Source organism: Pseudorhodoferax sp. Leaf267, assembly GCF_001422405.1.
Classification (GTDB): domain Bacteria; phylum Pseudomonadota; class Gammaproteobacteria; order Burkholderiales; family Burkholderiaceae_C; genus Pseudorhodoferax.
In genome coordinates, this window is sequence record NZ_LMMV01000003.1 from 1 (window position 1) to 17,628 (window position 17,628).

At 64.1% G+C, this 17,628-nt stretch carries 29 protein-coding genes and 1 pseudogene; 23 read left to right on the forward strand and 7 right to left on the reverse strand.

Translation table 11 applies throughout. From position 1 onward, the window contains the following. The 13 genes and pseudogenes from ASF43_RS29755 to ASF43_RS08135 all read left to right on the forward strand — a co-directional run. A pseudogene (locus ASF43_RS29755) lies at positions 1-102 on the forward strand (elongation factor Tu); the annotation flags it as partial. A gap of 25 nt (positions 103-127) precedes the next feature. Next, the gene (gene rpsJ, locus ASF43_RS08080; protein ID WP_019575636.1) at positions 128-442 is read left to right on the forward strand and encodes a 30S ribosomal protein S10; all 315 of its coding nucleotides are present in this window, start codon (positions 128-130) and stop codon (positions 440-442) included. A 172-nt stretch (positions 443-614) separates the two neighbouring features. Continuing rightward, positions 615-1,289 (forward strand): 50S ribosomal protein L3, encoded by a 675-nt coding sequence (rplC, locus tag ASF43_RS08085; RefSeq protein WP_056178808.1) that lies wholly within the window; start codon positions 615-617, stop codon positions 1,287-1,289. Continuing rightward, positions 1,289-1,912: a 50S ribosomal protein L4 gene (gene rplD / locus ASF43_RS08090; RefSeq protein ID WP_056178811.1), complete on the forward strand. Its 624-nt coding sequence runs from the start codon at positions 1,289-1,291 to the stop codon at positions 1,910-1,912. Before rplC ends, rplD begins: the two co-directional genes overlap by 1 nt. Continuing rightward, positions 1,909-2,226 carry a 50S ribosomal protein L23 gene (rplW, locus tag ASF43_RS08095; RefSeq protein ID WP_056178814.1) on the forward strand — a complete coding sequence of 106 codons (318 nt, stop codon included), beginning with the start codon at positions 1,909-1,911 and terminating at the stop codon, positions 2,224-2,226. The genes rplD and rplW overlap by 4 nt, the downstream gene beginning before the upstream one ends. Then, positions 2,226-3,050, forward strand: a complete 825-nt coding sequence (gene rplB, locus ASF43_RS08100; protein WP_056178817.1) for a 50S ribosomal protein L2 — start codon at positions 2,226-2,228, stop codon at positions 3,048-3,050. Before rplW ends, rplB begins: the two co-directional genes overlap by 1 nt. 10 nt (positions 3,051-3,060) lie before the next feature. Further along, the gene (gene rpsS, locus ASF43_RS08105; protein WP_056178820.1) at positions 3,061-3,339 is read left to right on the forward strand and encodes a 30S ribosomal protein S19; all 279 of its coding nucleotides are present in this window, start codon (positions 3,061-3,063) and stop codon (positions 3,337-3,339) included. 9 nt (positions 3,340-3,348) lie between these two features. Next, entirely contained in the window at positions 3,349-3,678 is a 330-nt protein-coding gene (rplV, locus tag ASF43_RS08110; RefSeq protein ID WP_056178823.1) for a 50S ribosomal protein L22, read from the forward strand. 14 nt (positions 3,679-3,692) lie between these two features. Beyond that, on the forward strand, positions 3,693-4,586 hold the full coding sequence (gene rpsC, locus ASF43_RS08115; RefSeq protein WP_056178827.1) for a 30S ribosomal protein S3: 894 nt from the start codon (positions 3,693-3,695) through the stop codon (positions 4,584-4,586). Between the two features lie 2 nt (positions 4,587-4,588). Continuing rightward, a complete protein-coding gene (gene rplP / locus ASF43_RS08120) occupies positions 4,589-5,005 on the forward strand; it encodes a 50S ribosomal protein L16 (protein WP_056178832.1) in 417 nt (138 codons plus the stop codon). A 14-nt stretch (positions 5,006-5,019) separates the two neighbouring features. Then, complete coding sequence (rpmC, locus tag ASF43_RS08125) at positions 5,020-5,241, forward strand: 50S ribosomal protein L29 (protein WP_056179257.1); 222 nt, start codon at positions 5,020-5,022, stop codon at positions 5,239-5,241. 9 nt (positions 5,242-5,250) lie between these two features. Next, positions 5,251-5,520 (forward strand): 30S ribosomal protein S17, encoded by a 270-nt coding sequence (gene rpsQ, locus ASF43_RS08130; RefSeq protein ID WP_056178835.1) that lies wholly within the window; start codon positions 5,251-5,253, stop codon positions 5,518-5,520. 121 nt (positions 5,521-5,641) lie between these two features. Beyond that, on the forward strand, positions 5,642-6,148 hold the full coding sequence (locus tag ASF43_RS08135; protein WP_056178838.1) for a peroxiredoxin: 507 nt from the start codon (positions 5,642-5,644) through the stop codon (positions 6,146-6,148). Positions 6,149-6,154: 6 nt separating this feature from the next. Here ASF43_RS08135 and ASF43_RS08140 read toward each other — a convergent pair whose 3' ends face one another. Then, positions 6,155-6,640 carry a GNAT family N-acetyltransferase gene (locus ASF43_RS08140; RefSeq protein WP_056178841.1) on the reverse strand — a complete coding sequence of 162 codons (486 nt, stop codon included), beginning with the start codon at positions 6,638-6,640 and terminating at the stop codon, positions 6,155-6,157. A gap of 64 nt (positions 6,641-6,704) precedes the next feature. After that, complete coding sequence (locus ASF43_RS08145) at positions 6,705-7,370, reverse strand: cytochrome b/b6 domain-containing protein (protein ID WP_056178843.1); 666 nt, start codon at positions 7,368-7,370, stop codon at positions 6,705-6,707. Positions 7,371-7,527: 157 nt separating this feature from the next. Here ASF43_RS08145 and ASF43_RS08150 point away from each other — a divergent pair, with 157 nt between their 5' ends. Next, complete coding sequence (locus ASF43_RS08150; protein WP_056178846.1) at positions 7,528-7,983, forward strand: cytochrome c; 456 nt, start codon at positions 7,528-7,530, stop codon at positions 7,981-7,983. Positions 7,984-8,008: 25 nt separating this feature from the next. Here the strand turns inward: ASF43_RS08150 and ASF43_RS08155 are convergent, their stop codons facing one another. Beyond that, positions 8,009-8,509 carry a TlpA disulfide reductase family protein gene (locus ASF43_RS08155; RefSeq protein WP_056178848.1) on the reverse strand — a complete coding sequence of 167 codons (501 nt, stop codon included), beginning with the start codon at positions 8,507-8,509 and terminating at the stop codon, positions 8,009-8,011. 283 nt (positions 8,510-8,792) lie between these two features. Between ASF43_RS08155 and ASF43_RS08160 the strand changes: the two genes are divergently transcribed. The 4 genes from ASF43_RS08160 (at position 8,793) to ptsP (ending at position 11,792) form a co-directional block, all read left to right on the forward strand. After that, entirely contained in the window at positions 8,793-9,224 is a 432-nt protein-coding gene (locus ASF43_RS08160; RefSeq protein ID WP_235578184.1) for a hypothetical protein, read from the forward strand. Positions 9,225-9,297: 73 nt separating this feature from the next. Then, complete coding sequence (locus ASF43_RS08165; RefSeq protein ID WP_056178854.1) at positions 9,298-9,741, forward strand: PTS sugar transporter subunit IIA; 444 nt, start codon at positions 9,298-9,300, stop codon at positions 9,739-9,741. Continuing rightward, positions 9,710-9,979, forward strand: a complete 270-nt coding sequence (locus ASF43_RS08170; protein ID WP_056178857.1) for an HPr family phosphocarrier protein — start codon at positions 9,710-9,712, stop codon at positions 9,977-9,979. The genes ASF43_RS08165 and ASF43_RS08170 overlap by 32 nt, the downstream gene beginning before the upstream one ends. Positions 9,980-10,022: 43 nt before the next feature. After that, a complete protein-coding gene (gene ptsP / locus ASF43_RS08175; RefSeq protein ID WP_056178860.1) occupies positions 10,023-11,792 on the forward strand; it encodes a phosphoenolpyruvate--protein phosphotransferase in 1,770 nt (589 codons plus the stop codon). 15 nt (positions 11,793-11,807) lie between these two features. Here ptsP and lipA read toward each other — a convergent pair whose 3' ends face one another. From lipA to ASF43_RS08195, 4 genes are all read right to left on the reverse strand, one after another. Next, positions 11,808-12,794: a lipoyl synthase gene (gene lipA, locus ASF43_RS08180; RefSeq protein ID WP_056178863.1), complete on the reverse strand. Its 987-nt coding sequence runs from the start codon at positions 12,792-12,794 to the stop codon at positions 11,808-11,810. Between the two features lie 10 nt (positions 12,795-12,804). Then, on the reverse strand, positions 12,805-13,425 hold the full coding sequence (lipB, locus tag ASF43_RS08185; protein ID WP_056179260.1) for a lipoyl(octanoyl) transferase LipB: 621 nt from the start codon (positions 13,423-13,425) through the stop codon (positions 12,805-12,807). A 62-nt stretch (positions 13,426-13,487) separates the two neighbouring features. Continuing rightward, positions 13,488-13,775: a YbeD family protein gene (locus tag ASF43_RS08190; protein WP_056178866.1), complete on the reverse strand. Its 288-nt coding sequence runs from the start codon at positions 13,773-13,775 to the stop codon at positions 13,488-13,490. Beyond that, positions 13,775-14,662, reverse strand: coding sequence for an aminotransferase class IV (locus ASF43_RS08195; RefSeq protein ID WP_056178869.1), 888 nt, complete (start codon positions 14,660-14,662; stop codon positions 13,775-13,777). The genes ASF43_RS08190 and ASF43_RS08195 overlap by 1 nt, the downstream gene beginning before the upstream one ends. Positions 14,663-14,824: 162 nt before the next feature. Between ASF43_RS08195 and ASF43_RS08200 the strand changes: the two genes are divergently transcribed. From ASF43_RS08200 to ASF43_RS08220, 5 genes are all read left to right on the forward strand, one after another. After that, positions 14,825-15,325, forward strand: a complete 501-nt coding sequence (locus tag ASF43_RS08200) for an ATP synthase subunit I (protein WP_056178872.1) — start codon at positions 14,825-14,827, stop codon at positions 15,323-15,325. A 3-nt stretch (positions 15,326-15,328) separates the two neighbouring features. Next, positions 15,329-16,225, forward strand: a complete 897-nt coding sequence (gene atpB, locus ASF43_RS08205) for a F0F1 ATP synthase subunit A (protein ID WP_056178874.1) — start codon at positions 15,329-15,331, stop codon at positions 16,223-16,225. 64 nt (positions 16,226-16,289) lie between these two features. Then, entirely contained in the window at positions 16,290-16,559 is a 270-nt protein-coding gene (gene atpE / locus ASF43_RS08210; RefSeq protein ID WP_056178876.1) for a F0F1 ATP synthase subunit C, read from the forward strand. 33 nt (positions 16,560-16,592) lie between these two features. Next, the gene (locus ASF43_RS08215; RefSeq protein WP_056178879.1) at positions 16,593-17,063 is read left to right on the forward strand and encodes a F0F1 ATP synthase subunit B; all 471 of its coding nucleotides are present in this window, start codon (positions 16,593-16,595) and stop codon (positions 17,061-17,063) included. A 7-nt stretch (positions 17,064-17,070) separates the two neighbouring features. After that, the gene (locus ASF43_RS08220) at positions 17,071-17,601 is read left to right on the forward strand and encodes a F0F1 ATP synthase subunit delta (RefSeq protein WP_056178882.1); all 531 of its coding nucleotides are present in this window, start codon (positions 17,071-17,073) and stop codon (positions 17,599-17,601) included. Positions 17,602-17,628 lie beyond the last annotated feature (27 nt).

Here is a 17,628-nt window from a genome sequence, read left to right on the forward strand (position 1 = left end):
AAGCTGATCAACCCGATCGCCATGGAAGAAGGCCTGCGCTTCGCCATCCGCGAAGGCGGCAAGACGGTCGGCGCTGGTGTCGTGGCCAAGATCATTGCGTAAGCGGAACTGAGCACAAGGAAGCACCATGTCTACCAAGCAAAAGATCCGCATCCGCCTGAAGGCCTTCGACTACAAGCTGATCGACCAATCGGCTGCCGAGATCGTCGACACCGCCAAGCGCACCGGCGCCATCGTCAAGGGCCCCGTGCCCCTGCCCACGCGCATGAAGCGTTTCGACATCCTGCGCTCGCCGCACGTCAACAAGACGAGCCGCGACCAGTTCGAGATCCGCACGCACCAGCGCCTGATGGACATCGTCGATCCCACGGACAAGACCGTGGACGCGCTGATGAAGCTCGACCTGCCGGCCGGCGTCGACGTCGAAATCAAGCTGCAGTAAGCATCCTTTCGCGGCCTTGGCCGTTGTGTATATGGCGCGAAGTTGCCCTGGTGGCAGCTTCGCGCTATAATTTTTGGCTTCGCCCGATTCGGGTGGAGATTCATCAACAGTCTTTCACGCCAAAACGTTGCGGCCAATTGCAGTCGCAACGGTGGAAGTTACGGAGAAAACTATGAGTCAAAGCAACTCCCTCGGGTTGCTGGGACGCAAGGTTGGGATGATGCGTTTGTTCACCGACGACGGCGATGCAGTGCCTGTCACGGTGGTCGATGTGTCCAACAACCGGGTGACCCAGGTCAAGACCCAAGAGAACGACGGCTATGTCGCCCTGCAGGTGACGTTCGGTGCGCGCAAAGCTTCGCGCGTGTCCAAGCCGCAAGCCGGCCACCTTGCCAAGGCAGGCGTGGAAGCCGGTGAGATCGTTCAAGAATTCCGTGTGACCGCCGATGCGGCGGCCCAGTACCAGGCCGGCGCGACCGTGCCGGTGGCTTCGCTGTTTGCAGTGGGCCAAAAGGTCGACGTGCAAGGCACGACGATCGGCAAGGGCTTCGCGGGCACCATCAAGCGTCACCACTTCAGCTCGCAGCGCGCGTCGCACGGTAACAGCCGCTCGCACAATGTGCCGGGCTCGATCTCCATGGCGCAGGATCCGGGCCGTGTGTTCCCCGGCAAGAAGATGTCCGGCCACCTCGGCGACGACACCGTGACCACGCAGAACCTGGACGTCATCCGCATCGACGAAGCGCGTCAGCTGCTGCTGATCCGTGGCGCCGTGCCCGGCTCCAAGGGTGGGTTCGTGACGATCCGTCCCGCCATCAAGGCCAAGATTGCAAAGGGAGCGAACTGATGCAGCTCGAACTCCTCAACGACCAGGGCCAAGCCGCCTCCAAGGTGGACGTGCCCGACACCGTGTTCGGTCGTGCCTACAACGAAGACCTGGTGCACCAGGTCGTGGTGGCCTACCAAGCCAACGCCCGCCAGGGCACGCGTGCGCAGAAGGACCGTGAACAGGTTCGCCACTCGACCAAGAAGCCTTTCAAGCAAAAGGGTACGGGTCGCGCACGTGCCGGTATGACGTCCTCCCCGCTGTGGCGTGGGGGCGGTCGGATTTTCCCGAACATGCCGGACGAAAACTTCACCCAGAAGATCAACAAGAAGATGTACCGCGCCGGCATGGCGTCCATCTTCTCGCAGCTGGCCCGCGAAGGCCGCCTGGCTGTGGTGGAGTCGCTGACGGTGGATTCGCCCAAGACCAAGGCACTGGCTGCCCGTCTGAAGGCGCTGAACCTCGCGTCCTCGGTCATGGTCATCGCCGACGAAGTCGACGAGAACCTGTACCTGGCTTCCCGCAACCTGGTCAACGTGCTGGTCGTGGAACCGCGTTACGCCGACCCGGTGTCGCTGGTGCATTACAAGAAAGTCCTGGTGACCAAGGCCGCCATGGACAAACTCCAGGAGATGTTCGCATGAGCTCCTCCAAGCAATTCGACGAGGGCCGCCTGATGAAGGTCCTCGTGGCACCCGTGGTGTCCGAGAAGGCCACGATGGTTGCCGAGAAGTCCAATGCCGTGACCTTCAAGGTCCTGCAGGACGCGACCAAGCATGAGATCAAGGCTGCGGTGCAGCTGATGTTCAAGGTCGAAGTCAAGGGCGTGTCGGTGGTGAACACCAAGGGCAAGGCCAAGCGCTTCGGCAAGTCCATGGGCCGCCGGGACAATGTGCGCAAGGCGTACGTGACCCTGCAACCTGGGCAAGAACTGCACCTGACCGGGGAGGCCGCGTAATGGCTGTCATCAAGATGAAACCAACTTCGCCAGGCCGTCGCGGCATGGTGAAGGTCACGCGTGACCACCTGCACAAGGGCCCGGCTCACGCACCCCTGCTGGAATCGCAATTCCAGAAGGCTGGCCGCAACAACAACGGTCACATCACGATTCGCCATCGCGGCGGTGGTCATAAGCACCACTACCGTGTGGTCGACTTCGTGCGCAACAAGGACGGCATTCCCGCCAAGGTCGAGCGCATCGAGTACGACCCGAACCGTTCGGCCCACATCGCTCTGGTGTGCTATGCCGACGGCGAGCGTCGCTACATCATCGCGCCACGTGGCCTGGAAGCCGGTGCCACGCTGCTGTCCGGTGCCGAGGCGCCGATCCGCGCGGGCAACACGCTGCCGATCCGCAACATCCCGGTGGGCTCGACGATCCACTGCATCGAGTTGCAACCCGGCAAGGGCGCGCAGATCGCACGCTCGGCCGGTACCTCTGCAACGCTGCTGGCACGCGAAGGCACGTACGCTCAGGTCCGCATGCGCTCCGGTGAGGTTCGCAAGATCCACATCGAATGCCGCGCGACGATTGGCGAAGTGGCCAACGAAGAGCACAGCCTGCGCCGTCTGGGCAAGGCCGGTGTGACGCGCTGGATGGGTATCCGCCCGACCGTTCGCGGTGTGGTGATGAACCCGGTTGACCACCCGCACGGTGGTGGTGAAGGCAAGACCGGCGAAGGACGCCATCCTGTCGACCCATGGGGCAACCTGACCAAGGGTTACCGCACCCGTAACAACAAGCGCACCCAGGTGATGGTCGTGTCGCGTCGCAAGAAGTAAGGGATAGCACATGACCCGCTCTCTCAAGAAAGGTCCATTCGTGGATCATCACTTGGTTGCCAAGGCCGACAAGGCAGTGACCACCAAGGACAAGAAGCCGATCAAGACCTGGTCGCGTCGCTCCATGATCCTGCCCGAGTTCATCGGTCTGACGATCGCGGTGCACAACGGCAAGCAGCACGTGCCGGTCTACATCACCGATCAAATGGTGGGCCACAAGTTGGGCGAGTTCGCACTCACCCGTACTTTCAAGGGTCACCCTGCCGACAAAAAAGTCGTGCGGAAATAAGGAAAGACCATGGAAACACGTGCAGTCCTCCGGGGCGTTCGTCTGTCGGTCGACAAGGGTCGGCTGGTGGCTGATCTGATCCGCGGCAAGAAGGTGGACCAGGCGCTGAACACGCTGCAATTCACGCAGAAGAAGGCCGCCGTCATCATCAAGAAGGTGCTGGAGTCCGCGATTGCGAACGCCGAGCACAACGACGGTGCCGACATCGACGAATTGAAGGTCAAGACCATTTACGTCGAGCAAGGCGCCACGCTCAAGCGTTTCGCCGCACGCGCCAAGGGCCGTGGCAACCGCATCAGCAAGCCCACGTGCCACGTGTACGTGACGGTTGGCAACTAAGGGTCTGGAAAGCTATGGGACAGAAAATCCATCCAACCGGCTTCCGCCTCGCGGTCAGCCGTAACTGGTCCAGCCGCTGGTACGCCAGCAACAAGGACTTCGCCGGCATGCTGGCCGAAGACATCAAGGTGCGCGAGTACCTGAAGAAGAAGCTGAAGAACGCTTCGGTTTCCCGCGTGCTGATCGAGCGTCCTGCCAAGAACGCCCGCATCACCATTTTCTCGGCACGTCCGGGCGTGGTGATCGGCAAGAAGGGCGAGGACATCGAGAACCTCAAGCGCGAACTGGCCAAGCAACTGGGCGTGCCGGTGGCCGTCAACATCGAAGAAGTGCGCAAGCCCGAAGTCGATGCCAAGCTGATCGCCGACAGCATCACCCAGCAGCTCGAAAAGCGCATCATGTTCCGCCGCGCGATGAAGCGCGCCATGCAGAACGCGATGCGCCTGGGCGCACAGGGCATCAAGATCATGTCGTCGGGCCGCTTGAACGGCATCGAAATCGCACGTTGCGAGTGGTACCGCGAAGGTCGCGTGCCGCTTCACACCCTGCGTGCCGACATCGACTACGGCGTGTCCGAAGCCAAGACCACCTACGGCATCATCGGTGTCAAGGTCTGGGTCTACAAGGGCGACACACTGGGCCGTGGCGATGCACCTGTGGTGCAGGAAGCACGTCCTGAAGAAGAGCGTCGTCCGCGTGGTCCGCGTCGTGACGACCGTGGTGGTCGCCCCGGCGGCAATGACCGTCCGCCGGCACGTGGCCCGCGCCGTCCCATGGGTGGTGCAGGCGCTCCAGCCGATGGTTCCGACAAGCCTACCGATGGCGCAGCCGCGCCGAAATCTACCGTTCAGCGCGTCCGCAAGGTAGCCGCGCCTGCAGCACCCGCTGCTGACGGTAAAGGAGAATAAACATGTTGCAACCTGCTCGCCGCAAGTACCGCAAAGAGCAAAAGGGCCGTAACACCGGCATCGCGACCCGAGGCAGCTCGGTCGCGTTCGGTGACTTCGGCCTGAAGTGCACGGACCGTGGTCGTCTGACCGCACGTCAGATCGAGTCTGCTCGTCGTGCCATTTCGCGTCACGTCAAGCGTGGCGGCCGCATCTGGATCCGCGTGTTTCCGGACAAGCCCATTTCGCAAAAGCCCGCCGAAGTCCGGATGGGTAACGGCAAGGGCAACCCCGAGTACTACGTGGCTGAGATCCAGCCCGGCAAGATCGTGTTCGAGATCGTCGGCGTGCCCGAAGAGCTCGCGCGTGAAGCGTTCCGCCTGGCTGCGGCCAAGCTGCCGCTGCGCACGACGTTCGTCAGCCGCATGATCGGCCAGTGATCGAGGAAACCACCATGTCCAAAATTACTGAATCCCGCAAGAACCTGCAGGCCAAGGATGCTGCTGGCCTCCAGGCTGAAGTCAAAGAGCTGCAAAAGGCCCATTTCGGCCTGCGCATGCAAAAAGGCACGCAACAGCTGAACAACAACGCTTCGTTGCGCGCCACGCGTCGCGACATCGCGCGTGCCAAGACCATCCTGGCGCAGAAGCTGAGCGCCGAACAGGCCGCCAAGTAAGGAAGCACCATGACGGAAGCAAAACCCTCCCTCAAGCGCACCCTGGTCGGCAAGGTCGTCAGTGACAAGCGCGCCAAGACGGTGACCGTGCTGATCGAGCGCCGTGTCAAGCACGAGCTCTACGGCAAGATCGTCGGCCGTTCCAGCAAGTACCACGCCCATGACGAAAAGGGTGAGTTCAAGTTGGGCGACACGATCGAGATCACGGAAAGCCGTCCGATCTCCAAGACGAAGAACTGGGTCGCGACGCGCCTGGTGCAAAAAGCTCCCGAGCTTTGATGGGCTGGCCGGCTTGGCCGGTCATCCTCTTCAAAACGGCCCACAATGTGGGCCGTTTTTCGTTTCCGGCTGCACGCGCGGTGTTGCCGAGTTTTTTACACCGTTCACATAGGAGAACAGCATGATCAAAGTTGGCGACAGCCTGCCCCAGGCCACCCTGATGGAGTATTCGGAGGTCGAGGGCGAGGGCTGCAGCATCGGCCCCAATCCGGTCGACGTGGGCAAGACGGCGGCTGGCAAAACCATTGCGATCTTCGGTCTGCCGGGCGCGTTCACGCCGACGTGCTCGGCCAAGCATGTGCCAGGCTATGTCGAACACCAGGCCGCGCTGAAGGCAGCCGGTGTGGACGAGATCTGGTGCGTCAGCGTCAACGACGCCTTCGTGATGGGCGCCTGGGCGCGCGACCAGAAGACCGAAGGCAAGGTGCGGATGCTGGCCGACGGAAGTGCGGCATTTGCCAAGGCCACGGGCCTGACGCTGGATCTGGAGGCGCGCGGCATGGGCTTGCGCAGCAACCGCTACTCCATGCTGGTCAAGGACGGCAAGGTGGCGGCGCTGAACATCGAAGCGCCGGGCAAGTTCGAGGTGAGCGACGCGGCGACTTTGCTCGCGCAAGCCAAGGCCTGAGCGGGCTCAGAGCTCGGCTTTGAGGTAGTGCGCGCCAGCGATCGGGCTTTGGTAGTACGGAGGGATCTCCTCGAAACCCAGCTCCTCGTACAGCGCGCGTGCAGCCTCCATGTCGTCCAGCGTATCGAGCAGCACGTTGGCGTAACCGGCATGGCGGGCGGCGTCCAGCGCGGCCTCAGCCAACTGCCGCCCCAACCCGAAGCCGCGGAACGCCTTGCGCACGTAGAGGCGCTTCATCTCGCAGGCATTGGCATAGTCCACATCCGCACAGGGCCGCAGTGCGCAGCAGCCGGCGATGGCATCGTCCACCTGGGCCAGCAGCAAGGTGCCGTGGGGCGCTGCATAGTGGCCCGGCAGGCTGTCGAGCTCGGCGGCGAAAGACTGGAATGCCAGGTCGATGTCCAGGCTTGCAGCGTACTCTTCGAAGATGGCCCGCGTGGCTTGCAACAGCTCCGGCGTGTCGGGCTGGACGATTCTGATCTGTGGTGTCATCGCTTCGGTGCTTGGGTGGTTGGCGCTACGGTCAGCGGCGTCGGTGCGACGCCGCGGTGGTGCGTTAGCCGCCGAGGCTGGAGATCCAGTTGGCCGCAGCCCCGCACAGGAGCAGGAGCACCAGGGCGAGCATGCGCGAGGCACCGTCATCGCGTGATGCGGCGGCAGGCGATGCGAGCTGCTTGTCGCCGTGGACCATGGGCTGGAGCAGGTTCTGCTTTTTGCGCCACAGGTAGTACAGCACGGCTGCGATGTGCAGCACCACCAGGCCGATGACCAGCCATTGGCCCACGGCCTTGTGGTACCAGGTGGCCTGCCCCACGACCGCATTGGAAACAAAGCGGGACAGCGGCCCGGCAAATGCGATCTCGTCGTCGCTGGTCAGTCCGCTCAGCACCTGCACCAGCAAGGCCGCCAGCAGTGCGAAGACGGAACCGGCGCCCAACGGCGAGTGGCCGATCGACAGCTCCGGCCCGCCCTCGCCGCGCAAGTACCGCAGCAGCGTCCTCGGTGAGTGGATGAAGGACGAGAACCTCGACCAGCGCCCGCCGACGAGTCCCCAGATGAGCCGGAACAGCAACAGGGCCAGCACGACGTAACCCAGGCGGAAATGCCAGACCATGGCGTTGCCGCCGATCTTGGCTGTGACGACGAGCCCGATCACGCTGACGAACAGCGTCCAGTGAAAAATGCGTGTGGGCAGATCCCAGACGCGTACCCGATGCAGCATGCGGCCCTCCTTGGTGCGCTGCGTGCGATCTTATGCGTCAGGCTCTCGATCGGAAATCTGCCAGATGTCCGGGCTTTTCCGGTACAACGTCGCCTGCGTCACGGGCAAGGTTTCACCTTGACGTCTGCACGCATTCCCTACCCACGAAAGAAAAGCCATGAAAGCCATTCTCACGTCCGTCCTGGCCAGCAGTTTGCTGGTGCTCGCCGCGCCCGCATCGGCCCAGTTTGCCAAGACCGAGGACGCGATCAAGTACCGCCAGAGCGCGTTGTTCGTGCTGGGCCAACACTTCGGCCGCATCGGCGCGATGGTGAACGGGCGCGTCCCCTTCGATGCCAAGGTGGCGGCCGAGAACGCGGACATCGTGGCAGCCATGGCGCAACTGCCCTGGGCAGGCTTCGGCCCCGGCACTGACAAGGGCGCGCCGACCAAGGCCGAGCCTGCGATCTGGACCGAGCCCGCCAAGTTCAAGGAAGCCAGCGACAAGATGGTGGCCGAGACCGCGAAGCTGGCCGCTGCCGCCAAGACCGGCAACCTGGACACCTTGAAGACCGCGTTCGGTGCGACCGCCGGCAGCTGCAAGGCCTGCCACGACGCCTTCCGCGGCAAGTAGGCAGGGCCGGGGCGGGGCCCCGCCGTTAGGCTTCGGCCAGCAGTTTTTCGATGAGCCGGTGCAGCTCTGCGAAGTCCGGCTCGCCCACATAGCGCTTGACGATCTGGCCACGCTTGTTGACGACAAACGTGGTCGGGGTCAGCTGCACATCGCCCCAGGCTTTGGCCACGGCGCCGGTGTTGTCGATCGCGACCCGGAACGGCAGCTTGCGCGTTTCCACATAGTTCACGACATAGCTCGGGGGGTCGTACTGCATGGCCACGGCCAGGGTGTCAAAACCTTTTGCGTGGAACTTGTCGTAGGTTTCGACAATGCGCGGCATCTCGGCCACGCAGGTCACGCAACTAGTGGCCCAGAAGTTCACGAGCGTGACGCGGCCCTTGAGATCCTCGGTGGTCTTCGTGCTGCCATCGAGCAGCACATAGCTGGCCTGCGGCGCCGCCGCGGGGGACGCCATCACGTGATAGCCGAGCGCCCCCGCCGTCAGCAGGACGGCAGCGGTGGCAAAGGTGTAGATCTTGTTCATGGCAGAGGTCAGCGAAGGCGAAACCGTGGAGGGCTGCAGCGAGGGAGTCTCTGGCGACGGAAAAGTTCGCCTGCCGGCACTTTACCGTGATGGCGCTTTCCCCACACCCTGCGCTGCCGCCAATTGATGTGGACTACGTGGGTGGCGTCGTCGAGGCGACCCCGATAATCCCGGCATGCGCGGTGCAGTCAGGTGGTGGGTCGTGGCAATGGCGGTGGCAGTGCTGGGCTGCAGCCCAGCCTTGAATTGGCGTGCTGTGCGGTTGGAGGCCACGCCGTTGCGCATGCTCCTGCCTTGCAAGCCGGACCGAGCCCAGCGTGATGTGACGATGGGCGGCCAGACCTTGGCGCTGGTCATGCAGGGGTGCAATGCCGGTGGCGCAACCTTCGCGGTGTCCCACGTGCTTGTACCCGACACCGCCCAGGCGGCCAGCATGCTGGCACTGTGGAAAACCGCGGTGCTGGCGCATGTGCAGGCCACGGATGTACGCGAGCAGCCGTTCGCCGTGCCCGGAGGCTGGAACGCGCCGCAGTCCCTGCGGCTGCAGGCGTCCGGGCGGGGGGCGGACGGCGCGCCTGTAGCCATGCAGGCGGCCTGGTTCGCGCGCGTCGATGCCGATGGCGTGCACCTGTTCCACGCGGCCGCGTTTTCGCCCACGGCCATGGCCATGGCCGATGCGGCCGATACCTTCTTTTCCAGTCTGGCCGTGCCATGAACGTCCACCCAGCCCGGGGCACGGCGCCGTCGCCGCGTTCCCGGTGCCATGCCCCGCCCCATAATGGTCTGCAATGAACAGCATCCTGATCATCGCCCACGCTCCGCTGGCGCATGCGCTGCGGCAATGTGCGCTGCATGTGTTTCCCGATTGCGAGCGGGGACTGCAATCGCTCGACGTTCAGCCCCATGTATCGCCCGAGGAGACCTTCGCGGCAGCCCGTATTGCAATGGCGCAACTGGGCACCGAACACGTGCTTGTGCTCACAGACGTTTTTGGCGCCACGCCGTGCAACGTGGCTGCGCGGCTGGTCGATGGCGTGCGCTCCAAGCTGGTCGCCGGTGTCAACCTGCCCATGCTGTTGCGCACCGTCAGTTACCGGCACGAGCCACTGGATGCGCTGGTGTCGCGGGCGCTGGTCGGCGGCACCCAGGGTGTGATGCAGGTGGCCATCACGGCGCCCCAGAACCAGGCAAGGAAGAGGAATGATCAAAGCGACCACGACCATCAACAATAAGCTGGGGCTGCACGCGCGCGCCTCGGCCAAGCTCACGAAGCTGGCTGGCAGCTTTCCGTGTGAAGTCTGGATGGCCAAGGGCGAGCGCCGGGTCAATGCCAAGAGCATCATGGGCGTCATGATGCTGGCGGCCGGCAAGGGGTCCGAAGTCACGCTCGACACCGAAGGCCCGCAGGAACAGCAGGCCATGGACGCGCTGCTGGCGCTCATCGCCGACAAATTCGGCGAAGCGGAATGAGCGCCCGCCCGCGTTCTGGCGCCATGCGCCCCCTGGGGCGGGCATGACGTTTTCCGTCCACGGCCTGCCGGTCGCACGCGGCGTCGCGATCGGTCGTGCCGTGCTGATGGCTTCCAGCCGCGTGGACGTTGCGCACTATTTCATCGAGGCCGACCGCGTGGATGCCGAGATCGATCGGCTGCGCGCAGGGCGCAATGCTGTCGTCGAGGAGCTGCATCGGCTGCATCTGAGCGTGGCGCAGATGCGGCCCAATGACGCACCGCACGAGCTCTCCGCCATGCTGGACGTGCACCTGATGCTGCTGCAGGACGAGGCCCTGACCAACGGCGTCAAGCACTGGATCAAAGACCGCCTCTACAACGCCGAGTGGGCACTGACGACGCAGCTGGAGATCATCGCGCGCCAGTTCGACGAGATGGAGGACGAGTACCTGCGCGAGCGCAAGGCCGACCTGGAACAGGTGGTCGAGCGCATCCTGCGCTACATGAAGGGCGTGTCCTCCCCGGTGGCGCCCCCGACGACGCCGCGGCGCAAGACGCAACAGGATCTGCTCCTGGACGATACGGTCGATGTGCCGCTGGTGCTGATCGCGCACGACCTCTCGCCAGCCGACATGCTGCAGTTCAAGCAAAGCGTCTTCGCCGGCTTCGTGACCGACGTGGGCGGCAAGACTTCGCACACGGCCATCGTGGCGCGCAGCATGGACATCCCGGCCGTGGTGGGCGCGCGCAGCGCGAGCCAGCTGGTGCGCCAGGACGACTGGGTCATCATCGACGGGGACAGCGGCGTCGTGATCGTCGACCCGTCGGCCATCATCCTGGCCGAATATGGCTTCAAGCAGCGCCAGGGTGACCTGGAGCGCGAACGCCTGGCGCGGCTGCGGCACACGCCGGCCGTGACGCTGGACGGCGAGCGCATCGAGCTGCTGGCCAACATCGAAATGCCGGAAGATGCACCCGGTGCGCTGAAGGCTGGCGCCGCGGGTGTCGGCTTGTTCCGCAGCGAGTTCCTGTTCATGGGCCGCCACGGTCAGTTGCCGGACGAGGAAGAGCAATACCAGGCCTATCGGCGCGCCGTGCTCGGCATGGAAGGGTTGCCGGTGACCATCCGCACCGTGGACATCGGCGCCGACAAGCCGCTCGACCGCGCACTCAAGGAGGAAGCTCACCTGAACCCGGCGCTGGGGCTGCGGGCGATCCGCTGGAGCCTGGCCGACCCGGCGATGTTCCGCACCCAGCTGTGCGCCATCCTGCGCGCGGCGGTGCACGGGCCGGTGCACCTCTTGATCCCGATGCTGGCGCATGGCAGCGAGATCCGGCAGACCCTGGCGCAGATCGATCTTGCGCGTGCAGAGCTGAGCGCGCGCGGGGAGGTCTTCGGCACGGTGCTGCTGGGCGCCATGATCGAAGTGCCCGCAGCGGCGCTCACCCTGCCACTGTTCCTCAAGTATTTCGACTTCCTGTCCGTCGGCACCAACGACCTGATCCAGTACACGCTCGCCATCGACCGGGCCGACGAATCCGTTGCGCATCTGTACGACCCGGTGCACCCGGCCGTGTTGCAGTTGCTGGCCCGCACCATCGCGGAGTGCCGGGCGCAGGGCAAGGGTGTCAGCGTGTGCGGCGAGATGGCCGGTGACGTGCAGTACACGCGGCTGCTACTGGGCCTGGGGCTGCGCAGCTTCTCGATGCACCCGGCACAGATCCTCGCTGTCAAGCAGGAGGTGCTGCGCGCCGATGCTGGCAAGCTGGTGGCCTGGGCCGACCAGGTCATGCAGGCGGAAGAGCCGGCGCTGCTTCTCACGAAGCACTGAGCGCCGGCTGCGCACTCAGGTCGGTGCGAGCACGTGGCCGGCTTGCTGGTCGGCGTGGTAGCTCGAACGCACCATCGCGCCCACGGCTGCGTGGCTGAACCCCATCTTGTAAGCCTCTTCCTCGAACATCTTGAAAGTGTCCGGGTGCACGTAGCGGCGCACTGGCAGGTGGCTGTTGCTGGGCGACAAATATTGGCCGATGGTCAGCATGTCGATGTCATGCGCACGCATGTCGCGCATGACCTGCAGGATCTCTTCGTCGGTCTCGCCCAGGCCTACCATGATGCCGCTCTTGGTCGGCACGCCGGGGTGCATCGCCTTGAACTTCTTCAAGAGGTTCAGGCTGAACTGGTAATCGCTGCCGGGCCGGGCCTGCTTGTACAGCCGCGGTGCGGTTTCCAGGTTGTGGTTCATCACGTCCGGCGGTGCACCCTTCAGGATCTCCAGCGCGCGGTCGTCGCGGCCACGGAAGTCCGGCACCAGGATCTCGATCTGCGTGCTGGGCGACAGCGCGCGTGTCTGGCGGATGCACTCGACGAAATGGCCGCTGCCGCCGTCGCGCAGGTCGTCACGGTCCACGCTGGTGATGACCACGTACTTCAGCCGCAGCTTGGCAATCGTGCGCGCCAGGTTCAGCGGCTCGTCGGCGTCCAGCGGATCGGGCCGGCCATGACCCACGTCGCAGAACGGGCAGCGCCGCGTGCACTTGTCGCCCATGATCATGAAGGTGGCCGTGCCCTTGCCGAAGCATTCGCCGATGTTGGGGCAGGACGCCTCTTCGCACACCGTGTGCAGGTTGCTCTCGCGCAGGATCTGCTTGATCTCGTAGAAGCGTGTGGTCGGCGAGCCCGCCTTGACGCGGATCCAGTCCGGCTTCTTCAGCGTCTCGGCCTGCTCCACCTTGACGGGAATGCGCGACAGCTTGGCCCCCGCCTTCTGCTTGGCCAGGGGGTTGTAGGTGGCGGCGTCTTGTGCGTCGCGAACGACTTCGGTGGTGCTCACGGGTTTGCCTCTATGCGGCGAGCTGGGTGGCGAGCTTGCTGCTCAGCACGGATGCCGCTTCGTTCCAGGTGGTGGGGATGCCGATTGTAGAAAGGTCGACCGTTTGCAGGCTGGGGTAACCGCAGGGGTTGATGCGCGAGAAGGGCTCCAGATCCATGGCCACGTTCAACGCCACGCCATGGTAGGTGCAATGGCGGCTGACCTTGATGCCCAGCGCGGCAATCTTGCCGAGCCCCAGAAAGCTGGGCTGCTCGCCGGGCAGTGTGGGCGCGAGGCGCGCATGGCCGAACGGGTCGTCCAAGCGCACGTAGATACCTGGCGCGCCTCGCACGCGGTGGCCTGTCACGCCGAAGTGCGCCAGGGTGCGCAGCACGGCTTCCTCGATGCGGTAGACGTACTCCTTCACGTAATAGCCAGCGCGCTGCAGGTCGATCAACGGGTAGGCCACCACTTGCCCGGGGCCGTGGTAGGTGGCTTGGCCGCCGCGGTTCGTTGCCAGCACGGGGATATCGCCTGGCAGCAGGATGTGCTCCGGCTTGCCGGCCAGGCCCTGCGTGAAAACGGGCGGATGCTCGCACAGCCACAACGCGTCCGGTGTGTCGGACGTGCGGGTGGCGGTGAACGCCTGCATCTCGGTGCAGGTCGCGCCGCAATCGACCAGGCCGCGCGGCAGGATCTCGAGTGTCGACACGCCTACAGCACGACCTTGACCATGGGGTGGGAGCTGAGCGTGCGGTACAGCTCGTCAAGCTGCTCGCGAGACGTCGCCGTCACCGTGACCGTCACGCCCAGGTAGTTGCCGCCCTTGCTCTCGCGTAGCTCGACCGTGGTCGCGTCGAAGGCCGGATCGAACTGGTGCGCGATGTGCGTCACCGCATGCACGAACCCATCGGCCTTGAGGCCCATGACCTTGATCGGGAACTGCGAGGGATACTCGATCAGCGAGTCCTTGCGCGGGTCTTCTTTTTGCGGAGCGTCCATCAGTCACGGCCTTTCTGCTTGGCTTGTTGGTACAACGCGTACAGGCGTTCGTAGATGGGGCCGGGGCGGCCGTTCCCAATGGGCTGGCCGTCGAGCGTGGCCACGGGCAGCACCTCCTTGCTCGCCGAAGAGAGCAGCAATTCATCCGCCGCAGACACTTCGTCGCGCGTGATGCCACGCAACGTGAAGCCGATACCGGCGTCCATGCAGAGCTGCTCGATCACGCCATAGCGTATGCCCCGCAGCACCAGCTCGTCCGGAGTCGCGCCAGCGAGTTGGCCGTCCTTCACGACCCACACATTGCTCGCAGAGGCTTCGCTCAAAAAGCCATCGCGAAACATCACCGTTTCCGTCGCGCCGACGTCCGCGCTGATCTGCCGCGACAGCACCGCGCCCAGCAGGCTCGTGCTCTTGATGTGGGCCTTCTTCCAGCGAAAGTCCTCTGCGCTGACGCAGGCCACGCCCTGCGCCCGCACGGCTTCCGAGACCGGCTTCATCGGATTCAACATCGCGAACACCGTGGGCCGCAAACCGCTCGGCATGGTGTGCTCGCGCATGGCCACGCCACGGGTGACCTGCAGATACAAACCGTGTTGCGCCGCCGGCTCGGCCGCATTCAGCAACTGCTCTGCGATGGCCCGCCACCCGCGCGCCGTGTGCGGATTCGGGATGCGCACTTCGGCGAGTGAGCGGTCCAGGCGCGCCATGTGCGCGTCGAAGCCGAACAAGCGGCCCGCATAGACCGGCACCACCTCGTAGACCCCGTCGCCGAAGATGAAGCCGCGATCTAGCACGCTGACCTTCGCTTCGCGCAAGGGAAGCAGTGCGCCATCGAGGTGGCAAAGGGTCGCCGGGAGGGGGTCGAAAGGGTCTGCAACAATCGGCATGGCTGGTGACGAAATCAGTGCAGCCGTGAATTGGTCGAGCGCTGCGGGTTTATACGTATAATAAGAGGCTTTGTAGAATTCTCGGGGAAGCACGCGAAGAGTGCAGGCGGCAGACATGGACATGCAAGCCGTGCAACTCGACAGCGCAGGAGCGGATAACGAATGACAACCAATGCTCTTGTTCCCGAGGTCGATGCAGAAGTCGAAGATTTCAAGCCCCTGACCGCTGAAGAGGCGCAGCGGCTGCGCGAAGCCAACCCCGCACTGTCACCCTGGTGGGTGATCGTGGCCCAAGTGGTCGTGGGAATGCTCGTGTCGGTCGTGGCGCTGGTGTGGGTGCGCGAGTGGTCTGCTGCCTGGTCCGCGATGTACGGGGCTCTGGCGGTGGCACTGCCTGCAGCACTGTTCGTCAGGGGAACGCGGCGCGTGCCGGCTGTGAGGGAGCAGTCGGCCGCGATGCTGAAGTTTGCGGTGTGGGAGCTGATCAAGCTCGTGCTCACTGTGGCCATGCTGGCCGCGGCGCCTTTGCTGATCGGCGACCTGCGTTGGCTGGCGTTGCTGGCTGGCGTGATCGCCGCGATCAAGATGTACTGGGTTGCCCTCGTGGTGCGACCCAGGTGGATGAACCGGAACCATGGTTCCGATTTGGAAAAGAGACACTGAAAGATGGCCGCCGAAGGACACGCACCGACCGCGAGTGAGTACATCGTCCACCACTTGCAGCACTGGCAGGTGGATTGGAGTTTGAAGCCCGTGGTGCAGACCGCCATCGTTGACTTCAATGTCATCAACCTCGATTCCGTCCTCTACGCGCTGCTGGTTGGCGTGATCGGCTGCTGGGTGCTGTGGGCCGCGGCCCGCAAGGCCACCTCCGGCGTGCCGGGCCGCTTCCAGGCGGCGGTCGAGATCCTGGTCGAGATGGTCGACAACCAGGCCAAGGCCAACATCCACAACGCCAAGAGCCGCAAGTTCATCGCGCCCCTGGCCCTCACGGTGTTCGTCTGGATCTTCCTGCTGAACGCCATGGACATGCTCCCGGTCGATCTGCTGCCCGCGGTCTGGACCCAGGTCTACGGTGCACTGGGCCATGATCCGCACCATGCCTACATGCGCGTCGTGCCGACCGCTGACCTGTCGACCACGCTGGGCCTGTCATCCACCGTGTTGCTGCTGTGCCTGATCTACAGCGTGAAGATCAAGGGTGTGGGCGGCTGGGCGCACGAGCTGGTCAGCGCGCCGTTCGGCACCAGCAAGAACCCCATTGTCGCCATCATCCTCGGCATCGTGAACCTGCTCATGCAGATCATCGAATACGTGGCCAAGACCGTGTCCCATGGCATGCGGTTGTTCGGCAACATGTACGCCGGCGAACTCGTTTTCATGCTGATCGCGCTGATGGGCGGCGCGATGGCGGCCTCGTTCTCGGGAGTGCTGTTGCCAGTGGGCCACGTCATTGCCGGTACCGTCTGGGCGATCTTCCATATCTTGGTGATCACGCTCCAGGCATTCATTTTCATGATGCTGACGCTCATTTATCTGGGCCAAGCACATGAAGCCCACTGAGCGGGCCCTTGCCTCTCGTTTGTTCTTTTCTCTTCCTCTTCATTTTTCAATCTAAGGAGTCATCATGGAAAACATTCTCGGTCTCGTCGCGCTGGCAAGTGGTTTGATCGTGGGCCTGGGCGCTATCGGCGCTTCGATCGGCATCGCGTTGATGGGCGGCAAGTTCCTCGAATCCTCGGCACGCCAACCTGAGCTGATGAACGACCTGCAAACCAAGATGTTCATCTTGGCCGGTCTGATCGACGCGGCCTTCCTGATCGGTGTGGCCATCGCCCTGCTGTTCGCCTTCGCCAACCCGTTCGCCGCGACCTTCCTGGCCAACCTGCCGAAGTAATCGCGCTCCGCGCCGCTTGAGAAAGGTGTTGCCGTGAGTATCAACGCGACCCTGTTCGTCCAGGGGATCGTCTTTCTGCTGTTGGTGTTGTTCACGATGAAATTCGTGTGGCCACCGATCGCGAAGGCGTTGGACGAGCGTGCACAAAAGATCGCCACTGGCCTGGCGGCCGCTGACAAGGCCAAGGCCGACCTCAGTTCCGCCAACCAGCGTGTCGAGCAGGAATTGGCCGCGTCTCGCACCGAGACCGCCAGCCGCCTGGCCGATGCCGAGCGCCGTGCACAGCAGATCATCGAAGAGGCCAAGGCCCGCGCCAGCGAGGAGGCCGCCAAGATCGTGGCCGCTGCGCTAGGTGAGGCCGAGCAGCAGACCGTGCGTGCCCGCGAGGCGCTGCGCGAGCAGGTTGCTGCGCTGGCCGTCAAGGGTGCCGAACAGATCCTGCGCAAGGAAGTCAATGCCGGCGTGCATGCCGATCTGCTGCAGCGCCTGAAGACGGAGCTCTGAGGACGATATGGCCGAAATCGCGACCATTGCACGTCCTTATGCCGAGGCCTTGTTCAAGGCCGGCGCCTCCGACTTGGACGGCACGGCAGGCTGGCTGGAACCGCTGGCAGCCATCGTCGGCAACCCCCAGTTGCTGGATTTCGCCGCCAACCCGAAGACGACGGGCGACCAGGTCTTCGACTTGGTGTCCGGTCTGGTGCCGCAGCCTCTGCCTGAAGCGGGCAAGAACTTTCTGCGGGTGCTGATCGACAACGGCCGGCTCTCCGCGCTGCCCGAGGCCGCAGCGCAGTTCCGCCAGTTGAAGAACACCGTCAGCGGCGCGTCCGATGCGGTGGTCTACAGCGCCTTCCCCATCGACGCCCAAGCCTTGCAGGACGTGTCGGCTTCGCTCGAACGGCGCTTTGGCCGCAAGCTGACGACCCGCGTCGAGATCGACGAGTCCCTGATCGGCGGCATCCGCGCCGTGGTCGGCGACGAAGTGCTCGATACCTCGGTCAAGGCCCGCCTGGAACAGATGAAAGCTGCGCTCACCGCTTGAGGCGGTGCGCGACGGTGTCTCCATTTA